The sequence below is a fragment of the Streptomyces sp. NPDC091416 genome (assembly GCF_044756845.1).
In the GTDB taxonomy this organism is placed as follows: Bacteria; Actinomycetota; Actinomycetes; order Streptomycetales; family Streptomycetaceae; genus Streptomyces.
In genome coordinates, this window is the sequence record NZ_JBIVTU010000007.1 from 248,052 (window position 1) to 260,895 (window position 12,844).

9 protein-coding genes are annotated in these 12,844 nt (G+C 69.0%); 2 read left to right on the forward strand and 7 right to left on the reverse strand.

Translation table 11 applies throughout. The features are described from left to right. Positions 1-62: 62 nt before the first annotated feature. A complete protein-coding gene (locus ACIQMX_RS22255) occupies positions 63-713 on the forward strand; it encodes a response regulator (protein WP_326735623.1) in 651 nt (216 codons plus the stop codon). A 73-nt stretch (positions 714-786) separates the two neighbouring features. Here ACIQMX_RS22255 and ACIQMX_RS22260 read toward each other — a convergent pair whose 3' ends face one another. From ACIQMX_RS22260 to ACIQMX_RS22290, 7 genes are all read right to left on the reverse strand, one after another. Further along, on the reverse strand, positions 787-1,503 hold the full coding sequence (locus ACIQMX_RS22260; RefSeq protein WP_363078095.1) for an ABC transporter ATP-binding protein: 717 nt from the start codon (positions 1,501-1,503) through the stop codon (positions 787-789). Next, a complete protein-coding gene (locus tag ACIQMX_RS22265; RefSeq protein ID WP_363078136.1) occupies positions 1,500-2,378 on the reverse strand; it encodes an ABC transporter ATP-binding protein in 879 nt (292 codons plus the stop codon). The genes ACIQMX_RS22260 and ACIQMX_RS22265 overlap by 4 nt, the downstream gene beginning before the upstream one ends. Before the next feature lie 5 nt (positions 2,379-2,383). After that, positions 2,384-4,171 (reverse strand): branched-chain amino acid ABC transporter permease, encoded by a 1,788-nt coding sequence (locus ACIQMX_RS22270; protein ID WP_363078097.1) that lies wholly within the window; start codon positions 4,169-4,171, stop codon positions 2,384-2,386. 5 nt (positions 4,172-4,176) lie between these two features. Next, on the reverse strand, positions 4,177-5,106 hold the full coding sequence (locus tag ACIQMX_RS22275) for a branched-chain amino acid ABC transporter permease (RefSeq protein ID WP_363078099.1): 930 nt from the start codon (positions 5,104-5,106) through the stop codon (positions 4,177-4,179). A gap of 100 nt (positions 5,107-5,206) precedes the next feature. Continuing rightward, a complete protein-coding gene (locus ACIQMX_RS22280) occupies positions 5,207-6,421 on the reverse strand; it encodes a branched-chain amino acid ABC transporter substrate-binding protein (RefSeq protein WP_363078138.1) in 1,215 nt (404 codons plus the stop codon). 647 nt (positions 6,422-7,068) lie between these two features. Beyond that, positions 7,069-7,539, reverse strand: a complete 471-nt coding sequence (locus ACIQMX_RS22285; RefSeq protein ID WP_363078101.1) for a hotdog fold thioesterase — start codon at positions 7,537-7,539, stop codon at positions 7,069-7,071. Between the two features lie 136 nt (positions 7,540-7,675). Then, positions 7,676-9,949: an FdhF/YdeP family oxidoreductase gene (locus ACIQMX_RS22290; RefSeq protein ID WP_363078103.1), complete on the reverse strand. Its 2,274-nt coding sequence runs from the start codon at positions 9,947-9,949 to the stop codon at positions 7,676-7,678. Positions 9,950-10,116: 167 nt separating this feature from the next. Between ACIQMX_RS22290 and polA the strand changes: the two genes are divergently transcribed. After that, on the forward strand, positions 10,117-12,828 hold the full coding sequence (polA, locus tag ACIQMX_RS22295; protein WP_363078105.1) for a DNA polymerase I: 2,712 nt from the start codon (positions 10,117-10,119) through the stop codon (positions 12,826-12,828). The last annotated feature ends 16 nt before the right edge of the window (positions 12,829-12,844 follow it).

Below are 12,844 nucleotides of genomic sequence, written 5' to 3' on the forward strand. Positions count from 1 at the left end.
CACATGCAGGTGCAGCTAGGTAGGCTCAGGGGCAGCAGTCCTGCCCTGAATCAAGGAGCCCCGTGACCACCCCCGAGTCGCCCCAGCCCGCCGCCGACGACGACAAGTCGCACGTCCCGCCGCTGACGACCCGCGTCGTCATCGCCGAGGACGAGGCCCTCATCCGCCTCGACCTCAAAGAGATGCTCGAAGAAGAGGGGTACTCGGTCGTCGGTGAGGCCGGGGACGGGCAGCAGGCCGTCGAGCTGGCCCGGGAGCACAAGCCGGACCTGGTCATCCTCGATGTGAAGATGCCGGTCCTCGACGGCATCTCCGCCGCCGAGAAGATCGCCGAGGAGTCCATCGCGCCCGTCCTGATGCTCACCGCGTTCTCGCAGCGCGACCTGGTGGAGCGGGCCCGGGACGCCGGGGCGATGGCGTACCTCGTGAAGCCGTTCAGCAAGAGCGACGTGGTGCCGGCCATCGAGATGGCGGTGTCGCGGTTCGCGGAGCTGAAGGCGCTGGAGGGCGAGGTCGCGGACCTGTCGCAGCGGCTGGAGACGCGGAAGCTCGTGGACCGGGCGAAGAGCATTCTGCAGACGGACTACGGGCTTTCGGAGCCGGCCGCGTTCCGGTGGATCCAGAAGACGTCGATGGACCGTCGGCTGTCGATGCAGCAGCTGGCGGAGGCGCTGATCGAGGACGCCGAGGAGAAGAAGCGGGCGGCGGAGTAGCCGTACTCGTACACGTACATGAAGAAGGCCCGTGCCCCGGTTCACCGGGGCACGGGCCTTCTTCGCAGGGACGTCAGTCCTCGCCGAGGTACGCCTTGCGGACGGACTCGTCGTGGAGGAGGTCCGCTCCGGTGCCGGAGAGGACGATCTTGCCGATCTCCATGACGTGGCCCCGGTCCGCGAGGGACAGGGCGGCCTGGGCGTTCTGCTCGACGAGCAGGATCGTGGTGCCCGACGCCTTGAGCTCGACGATGGTCTCCATGATCTTCTGCATCATGATCGGGGAGAGGCCCATGGAGGGCTCGTCGAGCATGAGCAGTTTGGGCTGGGACATGAGGGCGCGTCCCATGGCGAGCATCTGCTGCTCGCCGCCCGAGAGGGTTCCGGCGGCCTGCTTCCGGCGCTCCCCGAGGATGGGGAAGAGGTCGTAGGCGCGCTGGATGTCCTTCTCGATGCCTGCCTTGTCGTTGCGGAGGTAGGCGCCGAGGAGGAGGTTCTCGGTGATCGTCAGCCGGGGGAAGATGTGGCGGCCCTCGGGGGAGTGGGCGAGGCCCAGGGAGACGATCTTGTGTGCGGGGATGTTGGCGAGTGGCCTGCCCTCGAAGAGGATGCGTCCGCCGATGGGCTTGAGCAGTCCGGAGAGGGTGCGCAGGGTGGTGGTCTTGCCGGCGCCGTTGGTGCCGATGAGGGTGACCACCTGGCCGGCGTCCACGGTGAAGGAGATGCCCTTGACGGCTTCGATCTTGCCGTAGGCGACGCGGAGGTCCTCGACCTCGAGCAGTGCGGTCATCGGGTGTCCTCCTCCTCGGTGGTGGGTGCCGCGGCCTCGGCCACTGCCTCCGCCGCTTCGACTTCGGCGACTTCCTCGGCGCCGGGGGCGCCTTCGAAGGGGGTGCCGAGGTAGGCGGCGATGACGCGTTCGTCGCTCTGGACGACCTCGGCGGTGCCTTCGACGAGCTTCTCGCCCTGGACGAGGCAGGCGACGCGGTCGCTGAGGTTGAAGATGAAGCGCATGTCGTGCTCGATGACGAGGACGGCGATGCCCTGGTCCCGGATGGCGAAGATGAGATCTTCGGTGACGCGGGTTTCCTGGGGGTTCATGCCGGCGGTGGGCTCGTCCAGGAGGAGGAGGCCGGGGTCGCTGGCGAGGGCGCGGGCGATTTCCAGCTTGCGCTGGTCTCCGTAGGGGAGGTTGCGCGCGAGGTGGTCGGCCTTGTCCTGGAGGCCGATGAACTCCAGCAGTTCCATGGCGCGTTCGTGGCTGGCCTGTTCGGCCTTGGTGAAGCCGGGGAGGCGCAGGAGCGCGGACCAGAGGCCTTCCTTGGTCCTGGTGTGGCGTCCGACGAGGACGTTCTCCAGGACCGTCATGTTGGCGAAGAGCCTGATGTTCTGGAAGGTGCGGGCGATGCCTGCCTTGGTGACGAGGTGGGGCTTGGGCGGCAGGACGGTGCCCTTGTAGCTGACCTTGCCCTCGGTGGGGACGTAGAGGCCGGTGAGGCAGTTGAAGAAGGTGGTCTTGCCGGCGCCGTTGGGGCCGATCAGCCCGACGATCTCGCCCGCGTTGACGGTGAGGTCGACGTTGCGTACGGCGGTGAGTCCGCCGAAGCGCATGGTGACGCCGCTGGCGTCGAGGACGGTGGTCGCGGTTTTCGTGGTGGTGGTCATGGTGGTCACGCCCCCGCCTTGGTGATGCCGGCGTCGGCTTCTTCGGACTGCCGTGGTTCGGGTACGAGGACGGGTTCGTCGTTCTCGTGGAATTCGAGCTGCTTGCGGCGGTCGGCGACCAGGCCCTCGGGGCGGAAGCGCATCAGGAGGATGAGCGCGACGCCGAAGAGGAAGAGCTGGTAGTCCTGCATGAACTGCAGCTTGGCCGGGATGAGGTAGAGCAGTGCGGCGCCGACGAAGGGTCCGCTGAGGGTTCCCATGCCGCCGAGGATGACGGCGGCGAGGAGGAAGGCGGAGTTCGGGGGCACCGAGCCGGCGAACTGGTACTGCTCCGGCGTCACGGTGTAGTTGACGTGTGACTGGACGGTACCGGCGAGCCCGGCGAGGGTGGCGCCGAGGGCGAAGGCGAGCAGCTTGAGCCGGAAGGCGTTGATGCCCATGGCGGTGGCCGCGGTCTCGTCCTCGCGGATGGCGACCCAGGCGCGGCCGATGCGGGAGTCCCCGGAGCGGCGGAAGACCAGGACGACGACGGCGGTGACGACGAGCATCAGCAGGTAGTAGTTGGCCGGCCTGCTGAGCGTGAAGGGGCCGATGTCGTGGCTGAGTCCGAAGTCGATCCCGAAGAGGTTGAGGTCCGGGATGCTCGGGATGCCCTGGGAGCCGTTGGTGAGGTCGGGTCCGCTGTTGCCGTTGAGGTTGTTGACGGTGACGCGGAAGATCTCTCCGAAGCCCAGGGTGACGATGGCGAGGTAGTCGCCGCGCAGCCGCAGGGTCGGGGCGCCGATGAGGACGCCGAAGATCAGCGAGACCGCGGCTCCGGTGAGGACGGCGGCCCAGAACGGGAAGTGGACGCCGATCGCGGAGAGGGGCGCACCGGAGACGAGGGCCGCGGTGTAGGCGCCGACGCCGAGGAAGGCGACGTAGCCGAGGTCGAGGAGGCCGGCGAGGCCGACGACGACGTTGAGACCGAGTGCGACCGTGGCGAAGATGAGGATGTTCGCGCCGATGAGGGCGTATTCCGCGGTGTCCTGGGTGAAGGGGAAGCAGAAGGCCGCGACCAGGGCTGCGGTGAGGGTGACGTTGCGGTGCTTCGTGGTCAGCGCGGTGATGCGGGCGATGAGTCCGGCCCGCGTGAGTGCGGTGAAGGTGAAGCCCGCGGTGATGAGGAAGCCGATGAACTGTTCGGATTCCTCGGTGGGGATGTCGATCCCGTAGGTGAAGAAGTACAGCGCGGCGCCGAAGGCGGCGGCGATGATGAGGATCTCGGCCCAGGCGGGGAGAGGCTGGGCGCGGCGGGCCGACGGCGCGGCGAGGCTGTTGCGGAAGCGCTGCCAGGCGTTGGCCGGGGGGCCGTTGGCGGGGAGCGGTTCGTCGCTGGGGAGTCCGAGTGCGGCGACGAAGGCGATGAGCGCGCCGATGCCGCTGACCCAGGCTCCGGGTTCGAGGTTGACCACGCCGCCGAGTTCGTAGGCGATGGCACCGATGGTGTAGCCGGTGGTGCCGAGGGTGGCCAGGGCGAGCAGGCGTACGGGGCTGTTGGTGCCGCCGGGGGTGAGCCAGCGCAGGCCTCGGATGCCGTATCCGCAGAGGGTGAAGAGGAGGGTGAGGATCGCGGCGGTGAGGGTGAGGATCTGGAGGCCGCCGGGATAGCCGGTGACGGTGAGGTCGCCGGGGAACTCGGAGGTCCAGGTCCAGGGGAGGAAGGTGCCGGCCAGGGCGACGGCCGCGCCTGCAGCGGTGGCGATCCGGGCGACCGGCGTGGGCAGCGGGATGAGTGCCTTCTGGGTGGTCATCCGTATCACGCCCTGTCCGCGACGCGTTCGCCGAGCAGGCCCTGTGGCCGGAGCAGCAGGACGACGATGAGGAGGACGAAGGCCCACACGTCCTTCCAGGCGCCGCCGCCGAAGAGGTCCATGCCGGGGACGTCGCTCATGTAGCCGGTGGCGAGGGATTCGGCGACGCCGAGCACGACTCCGCCGAGCATGGCGCCGTAGATGTTGCCGATGCCGCCGAGTACGGCTGCGGTGAAGGCTTTCAGACCCATGATGAAGCCCATTTTGAAGCCGATCTGGCCGTTCTTGAGCCCGTAGGCGACGGCGGCGACGGCGGCGAACGCGGCACCGATGGCGAAGGCCATGACGATGATGCGGTCGGTGTTGATGCCCATGAGCTTGGCGGTGTCGGGGTCCTGCGAGGTGGCCTGCATGCCGCGGCCGGAGCGGGTCTTGGAGACGAAGAGGCCGAGGGCGACCATGCAGACGGGGGCGGCGATCAGGACGAAGAGGTCACCGCGCTGGATGTGGGCGCCGAAGAGGTCGAAGGCCTCGCCCTTGAACTGGGGGAAGGGCCGGTCCTTCGTGGCGTTGGGGTACCACTTCCAGATGGCCTGCTGCAGCGCGAGGGAGAGCCCGATCGCGGTGATCAGCGGGGCGAGCCTGGGGGCGGTGCGCAGGGGGCGGTAGGCGAAGCGCTCGGCTGCCACGCTGACGGCGACGGAGCATATGACGCCGCCGATGATCATGAGGGGGACGATTGCGAGGAGGTTGGAGCCGGCCGGCATCCAGAGGTACACGGTGAGAGCTCCGAAGCCTCCGATCATGAAGATCTCGCCGTGGGCGAAGTTGATGAGCTGGATGATTCCGTAGACCATCGTGTAACCGATCGCGATGAGTCCGTACATCGCGCCGAGGATGAGTCCATTGGCCAGCTGTTGCGGCAGTTCGTGCACCGCAGGGCCTCCGTGGAGTGGTTCGGATATGGCACCGCGCGGGAGCGCTCGTAGCGCTCCCGCGCGGTCTGGTGTCAGTCAGGGAGTGACCGGGAGCTTGTTACGGCTTGTAGGCCTCGCTGAGCTTGGAGACCCACTTGCCGCCGTCGACCTGATAGGCGGTCATCATGGTGTTGGTGGTGTCGCCGTACTCGTCGAAGGAGACGGGGCCGGTGACGCCCTCGAAGCTGACCTTGCTCATGGCCTCGAGGACCTTGGCGCGGGCGTCGTCGGGGAGCTTGCCGTCGTTGGCCGCGACGACGGCCTTGACGGCCTCGATGATCGACCAGGTGGCGTCGTAGGTGCCGCCGCCGTAGGCCTCGTAGGCGTCCTTGTACCCGGCGGTCTTGTAGTTCGCGATGAAGGTCTTGGCGGATTCCAGCTCTTCGACGGGCTTGCCGACGGAGGTGGCGATGTCGCCCTGGGCCTTCTTGTTGAGCTTGATGAAGTCGGCGCTGTACATGCCGTCACCGCCCATGAGGGGGATCTGGACGCTGTCCTTGAGCTGCTGGCTCAGGGGCGCGCCGGCGGGGTACTCACCGCCGTAGTAGACGGCCTTGGCGCCGGACTTCTTGACCTTGGTGACGACGGCGTTGAAGTCGCGGTCGTCGGGGTTGACGTGGTCGGAGCCGGCGATCTTGCCGCCGAGGCCGGTGAACGTCGCCTTGAAGGAGGCCGCGAGACCGGCGCCGTAGGGCTTCTGGTCGTCGATGAGGTAGACCTGCTTGATCTTCGCGTTGTTGTACAGGTACTTCGCGGCGAAGGCGCCCTGGATCTGGTCCGTGGTGGCGGTGCGGAAGTAGGTCTTGAAGGGGCGCTTCTTGTCGCCGGTCTTCCAGTTGTCGCCCTGGGTCAGCTCGGTGCCCGTGTTGGCGGGGGAGACCTGGGTGAGACCCGCGTCGTTGAGCGGCTTCTGCATCGACTGGGAGACGCCGGAGTTCAGCGGGCCGACAACGCCGAGGACCTTCTTGTTGTCGATGAACTTGGTGGCGTTCTGCTGGCCGACGGAGGGCTGCGCCTGGTCGTCGAGCGGCTGGACCTCGAAGGTGATGCCCGGAACCGTCTTGTCCTTGTTCGCCGTCTTGGCGGCGAGGTCGGCGGAGTTCTTGATGCCGAGGCCGAGCGCGGAGAGGTCACCGGTCAGCGGGGCGTCGACGCCGATGACGACGGTCTGGTTGCCGCCGCCGCTGTCGCTGCCCTTCTTGTCGTCGTCGCGCGACCCGCAGGCGGTGAGTGTCAGTGCCCCTGTGGTCAGCACTGTGGTGAGGATGAGCAAAGAACGGTGTCGCACGAAAAGTCCTTTCCCTGGCGCGGCCTCCTCTGCTTGAGGTGCCGTGTCGTTCGCCGGGCCGTACTGGTTGGTACAGGGCCGTGCTGCAGACGCGCCCGGCGGCGCGGTGACTGGCGGTGACTCTAAGGGCAGGGGTGGGGGTCGGGGATGGGGGTGGAGCAGGATGTGACTGTCTTGTTATGCCCTTGAGCAAGGCTTGAGGTGGCTGTGTGGACATGTACGGCTTTTTACCGGACGGTGAAATGACCGCATGCTGAGAACGCGCAGCTCTGCTAAGGGGCTTGGGGCGATCTTGGTGCTGTCGCGGGGCGAGGGGGGTGCGGTGGCGCGGGCGGGCACGCCTGAGGGCCCGGTGCCTGCGGGGCCGGGCTGTTCGTGTGGCGTCGGGCGGGCGCACATTGCGGGATTGTTACGCTGTGTTACAGCCGGGGTGGTGTGGTCGACGCGGTGTGGTGGGCGTGCAGGCCGGGCGTGGCAGATGAGTGGGCCACGGAACGGGGCGGGCGGTCAAGGGTGTTGGCTGCCGCTGTTGTGCAAGTTCTGTGTATGGGGCGGTGGTTGTGCCCGGGTATGACACTGCCCGGCCGGATTGGCGATCCGGCCGGGCAGGAATGGTTCGGGGTGGTGCGAGGTCAGGAGGGCTCACCCTGGGGGAGGTCGCGCAGCAGGCAGGTGAGGCGGGCGGTGCACACCCGCTTGTCCTGTTCGTCGGTGATGACGATCTCGTACGTGGCGGTGGTGCGGCCGCGGTGTACGGGGGTGGCGGTGCCGGTGACGAGGCCGCTTCGTACCCCTCGGTGATGCGTGCAGTTCAGGTCGACGCCGACGGCGACCTTGGTGGCGCCGCCGTGCAGCATGGAGCCGATGGAGCCGAGGGTCTCGGCGAGGACGGCGGAGGCGCCGCCGTGCAGGAGTCCGTACGGCTGGGTGTTGCCCTCGACGGGCATGGTGGCGACGACGCGGTCCGCGGAGGCTTCGACGATCGTCACGCCCATGCGTTCGCCGAGGTGGCCCGCGGAGAAGAGCGCGGGCAGGTCGACGCCGAGGGCGGCGTACTCGTCGATGATCTCCTGGGGGAACTGGGGTGTGGTGTGCTCGCCCATGGGTCCGGCTCCGATCGTCTGCGGTGGGTTGCTGCTGTGTGCACGTGCTTGTGTGTGCACTGTTCTTATCAGACGACTGAGCGGGCGCTTAGGGACCGCCTCTCGGATCGGGCCACGTCGCGCCCGCCCCCGGGTGTCAGTGCGCGTTCTCGAAGCGCACCACGACGGACTTGCTGGCAGGGGTGTTGCTGGTGTCGGCGGTGGAGTCCAGGGGGACCAGCACGTTGGTCTCGGGGTAGTACGCGGCGGCGCAGCCGCGGGCGGTGGGGTAGTGGACGACGCGGAAGCCGGGGGCACGGCGTTCGGTGCCGTCCCCGGCTTCGCTGACGAGGTCGGTGTAGGTGCCGTCGGCGAGCCCGAGTGCGGTGGCGTCCTCGGGGTTGACGAGGACGACGCGGCGGCCGCCCTTGATGCCGCGGTAGCGGTCGTCGAGGCCGTAGATGGTGGTGTTGTACTGGTCGTGGGAGCGCAGCGTCTGCAACAGGAGGCGGCCCTCGGGGAGTTCGGGGTACTCGACGGGGGCGGCGGTGAAGTTGGCCCTGCCGGTGGCGGTGGGGAAGCGGCGGGAGTCGCGGGGGGCGTGGGGGAGGGTGAATCCGCCGGGGTGGGCGACGCGTTGGTTGAAGTTCTCGAAGCCGGGGACGACGCGGGAGATGCGGTCGCGGATCGTCGCGTAGTCCTTCTCGAACTCCTCCCAGGGGGTGGCGGAGGCGGGGCCGAGCACGGCGCGGGCGAGGCGGGCGACGATGGCGGGCTCGGAGAGCAGGTGGGGGCTCGCGGGGGTGAGGTTGCCGCGGGAGGCGTGGACCATGCTCATGGAGTCCTCGACGGTGACGAACTGCCGGCCGCCGGCCTGGACGTCCTTGTCGGTGCGGCCGAGGGTCGGCAGGATCAGGGCGCGGGCGCCGGTGACCGCGTGGGAGCGGTTGAGCTTGGTGGAGACGTGGACGGTGAGGCGTGCGGTGCGCATCGCGGCCTCGGTGACGTCGGTGTCCGGGGAGGCGGAGACGAAGTTGCCGCCCATCGCGAAGAAGACCTTGGCGTCGCCGTCGCGCAGGGCGCGGATGGAGCGGACGACGTCGTAGCCGTGGTGGCGCGGCGAGGTGATCGAGAACTCCTTGTCGAGGGCGTCGAGGAACGCGGTCGACGGGCGCTCGAAGATGCCCATGGTGCGGTCGCCCTGGACGTTGGAGTGGCCGCGCACGGGGCAGACTCCGGCACCGGGACGGCCTATGTTCCCGCGCAGCAGGAGGAAGTTGACGACTTCGCGGATGGTCGGCACGGAGTGCTTGTGCTGGGTCAGGCCCATGGCCCAGCACACGATGGTGCGCCGGGACGCGAGGACCATGGCCAGGGCCTCCTCGATGGCGGAGCGCTCCAGGCCGGTGGCGGCGAGGGTCTGTTCCCAGTCGGCTTCGGCGGCCGCGGCGGCGAACTCCTCGTAGCCGTGGGTGTGTGCGGCCACGAAGGTCTCGTCGACGGCGCCCTCGGTCGCGAGGATCATCTTGTTGAGGAGCCGGAAGAGGGCCTGGTCGCCGCCGATGCGGATCTGGAGGAAGAGGTCGTTGAGGGCCGCTCCCCTGACCATGCCGAGCGGGGTCTGCGGGTTCTTGAAGCGTTCGAGCCCCGCCTCGGGGAGCGGGTTCACCGAAATGATCTTCGCTCCGGCCGACTTGGCCTTCTCCAGCGCGGAGAGCATCCGGGGGTGGTTGGTGCCGGGGTTCTGTCCGGCGACGATGATCAGGTCGGCGTGGTGGAGGTCCTCCAGGGAGACGGATCCCTTGCCGACGCCGATCGTCTCCGTGAGTGCCGAGCCGGAGGACTCGTGGCACATGTTGGAGCAGTCGGGCAGGTTGTTGGTGCCGAATTCGCGGGCGAACAGCTGGAGGAGGAAAGCGGCCTCGTTGCTGGTGCGTCCGGAGGTGTAGAAGAGCGCTTCGTCGGGGGAGGCGAGCGCGCGGAGTTCCTCGGCGATGACGGCGAAGGCGCGTTCCCAGGTCACGGCCTCGTACCGGTCCGCGCCCTCGGGCAGATACATGGGCTGCGTGATGCGTCCCTGCTGGCCGAGCCAGTAGCCGCTGCGGGTGGCGAGGTCGGCGAGGGGGTGCGCGGCGAAGAAGTCCGGGGTGACGCGGCGCAGGGTGGCTTCCTCGGCGACGGCTTTGGCGCCGTTCTCGCAGAATTCGGCGGTGTGCCGCTTGTCGCCCTCGGGCCAGGCGCAGCCGGGGCAGTCGAAGCCGTCCTTCTGGTTGACCTTGAGGAGGGTCTGCGCGGTGCGGCGGACGCCCATCTGCTGCTGGGCGATGCGCAGGCTGTGGGCGACGGCGGGCAGCCCGGCGGCGGCGTGCTGGGCCGGCTCGATCCGGGGTGCGTCCTGGACCGGGTCTCCTGCGGGCGGCTTGGTGGCCATCGTGCTCCCCTTCGGGCCTGCCGCGGACCTCGCGTGGTCCGCTGTGCGTGATTCCGTCTCCTTCGATCCTGGCACGGGGTGCGGACCGGCCGCCCGGTGAGCGGTCACCGGGCGGCGGCGGGCGGTGGCCGGTCCGGATTGTCAGTGGTACGTGGCAGGATCGGGGTGTGGCTGAGACGGCATCGAAGAAGACGGCAGACAACCGACCGCGCCTGCTCCTCATGGACGGGCACTCCCTGGCGTACCGGGCGTTCTTTGCGCTGCCTGCGGAGAATTTCACGACGGGGGCGGGGCAGCCGACGAACGCGGTGTACGGCTTCGCCTCGATGCTCGCGAACACGCTGCGTGACGAGGCGCCGACGCACTTCGCCGTGGCGTTCGACGTGTCGCGCAAGACGTGGCGCTCGCAGGAGTTCCCCGAGTACAAGGCGAACCGTTCGAAGACGCCGGACGAGTTCAAGGGCCAGGTCGAGCTGATCGGTGAGCTGCTGGACGCGATGCACGCGGACCGTTTCGCGGTCGACGGCTTCGAGGCGGACGACGTCATCGCGACGCTGGCCACGCAGGCGGAAGCGGCGGGCTTCGAGGTCCTGATCGTCACCGGTGACCGTGACTCCTTCCAGCTGATCACGGACAACGTGACGGTGCTGTACCCGACCAAGGGCGTGTCGGAGCTGACGCGGTTCACCCCGGAGAAGGTCGAGGAGAAGTACGGACTCACCCCGCAGCAGTACCCGGACTTCGCGGCGCTGCGCGGTGACCCGTCGGACAACCTTCCGGGCATTCCGGGGGTGGGCGAGAAGACGGCCGCGAAGTGGATCAACCAGTTCGGTTCGTTCGACGAGCTGGTGGCGCGGGCCGAGGAGGTCAAGGGGAAGGCCGGGCAGAATTTCCGCGACCACCTCGACGCGGTGCGGCTGAACCGGCGGCTGACCGAGATGGTCCGCGACGTGGAGCTGCCGAAGACCCCGTCCGATCTGGAACGTGCTCCGTACGACCGCACAGCGGTCACCGGGGTGCTCGATGTGCTGGAGATCCGTAACCCGAGCCTGCGCGAGCGGCTGCTGGCGGTGGACCCGGGCAAGGCCGAGGACGAGGCTCCGGCGCCGGCCGCGGGTATCGAGCTGGACGGTTCGGTGCTGGGCGCGGGCGAGCTCGCCCCGTGGCTGGCCGAGCACGGCGCGCAGCCGCTCGGTGTGGCCACCGTCGACACCTGGGCGCTCGGCAGCGGCACGGTCACCGAGATCGCGCTCGCCGCGGCCGGCGGGGCCGCGGCCTGGTTCGACCCGGCCCTGCTCGACGCGGCCGACGAGCAGGCGTTCGCGGCGTGGATCGCGGACGCGGACCGGCCGAAGGTCATGCACAACGCGAAGAGCGTGATGCGGGTCTTCCCGGAGCACGGCTGGCGGACCGAGGGCGTCTCGATGGACACCGCGCTCGCCGCGTACCTGGTCAAGCCGGGCCGCCGCTCCTTCGCGCTGGACGCGCTGGCCGTGGAGTACCTGGGCCGCGAGCTCGCTCCGGCGGCGTCGTCCGACGGCCAGCTGGCGTTCGGCGCGGACGACCAGGCCGAGGCGGACGCGCTGATGACGCAGGCCCGTGCGGTCCTGGACCTCGGCGACGCGTTCACGGCGCGGCTGAAGGAGGTCGGCGCGGCCGAACTGCTGCACGACATGGAGCTGCCGACGTCGATCCTGCTGGCCCGTCTGGAGCGGCACGGCATCGCGGCGGACCGGGCCCATCTGGAGGGCATGGAGCAGCAGTTCGCGGGCGCCGTGCAGCAGGCCGTGAAGGAGGCGCACGCGGCGGTGGGCCGTGAGTTCAACCTCGGTTCGCCCAAGCAGCTCCAGGAGGTCCTCTTCGGCGAGCTGGGCCTGCCGAAGACGAAGAAGACGAAGACCGGATTCACGACGGACGCGGACGCGCTGGCCTGGCTGGCCGCGCAGACCGAGCACGAGCTGCCGGTCATCATGCTGCGCCACCGCGAGCAGGCGAAGCTGCGGGTGACGGTCGAGGGCCTGGTGAAGACGATCGCGGCGGACGGCCGTATCCACACCACGTTCAACCAGACCGTGGCGGCGACCGGCCGGCTGTCCTCCACGGATCCCAATCTGCAGAACATCCCCGTGCGGACGGACGAGGGCAGGGCGATCCGCCGCGGGTTCGTCGTCGGCGAGGGCTTCGAGACGCTGATGACGGCTGACTACAGCCAGATCGAGCTGCGGGTGATGGCGCACCTCTCCGAGGACGCGGGCCTGATCGAGGCGTTCACGTCCGGTGAGGACCTGCACACCACGGTCGCCTCCCAGGTCTTCGGCGTCGACAAGTCCGCGGTCGACCCGGAGATGCGGCGCAAGATCAAGGCCATGAGCTACGGGCTGGCGTACGGACTGTCCGCGTTCGGCCTTTCCCAGCAGCTGAACATCGAGGCGGGCGAGGCCCGGGGCCTGATGGACACCTACTTCGAGCGGTTCGGCGGGGTCCGGGACTATCTGCACCGGGTGGTGGAGGAGGCCAGGGCCACCGGCTACACGGAGACGGTCTTCGGCCGCCGCCGCTATCTGCCGGACCTCAACAGCGACAACCGCCAGCGCCGCGAGACGGCCGAGCGGATGGCGCTCAACGCACCGATCCAGGGCACGGCCGCGGACATCGTCAAGGTCGCCATGCTCCACGTCGACCGGGCGCTGACCGAGGCGAAGCTGACGTCGCGGATGCTGCTCCAGGTCCATGACGAAATCGTGCTGGAGATCGCCAAGGGCGAGCGGGAGCAGGTGGAGAAGATCCTGCGCCACGAGATGGCGACAGCGGTGCAGCTGCGGGCGCCGCTGGACGTGTCGGTCGGGGTCGGCACCGACTGGGAGTCCGCCGCACACTGACGCGGGGCCCCGCCCC

Coding starts and splice junctions, on each gene's coding strand:
- ACIQMX_RS22260 (WP_363078095.1), bottom strand. CDS start 1,503: ATGACCGCACTGCTCGAGGTCGAGGACCTCCGCGTCGCCTACGGCAAG.
- ACIQMX_RS22265 (WP_363078136.1), bottom strand. CDS start 2,378: ATGACCACCACCACGAAAACCGCGACCACCGTCCTCGACGCCAGCGGC.
- ACIQMX_RS22270 (WP_363078097.1), bottom strand. CDS start 4,171: ATGACCACCCAGAAGGCACTCATCCCGCTGCCCACGCCGGTCGCCCGG.
- ACIQMX_RS22285 (WP_363078101.1), bottom strand. CDS start 7,539: ATGGGCGAGCACACCACACCCCAGTTCCCCCAGGAGATCATCGACGAG.
- ACIQMX_RS22290 (WP_363078103.1), bottom strand. CDS start 9,949: ATGGCCACCAAGCCGCCCGCAGGAGACCCGGTCCAGGACGCACCCCGG.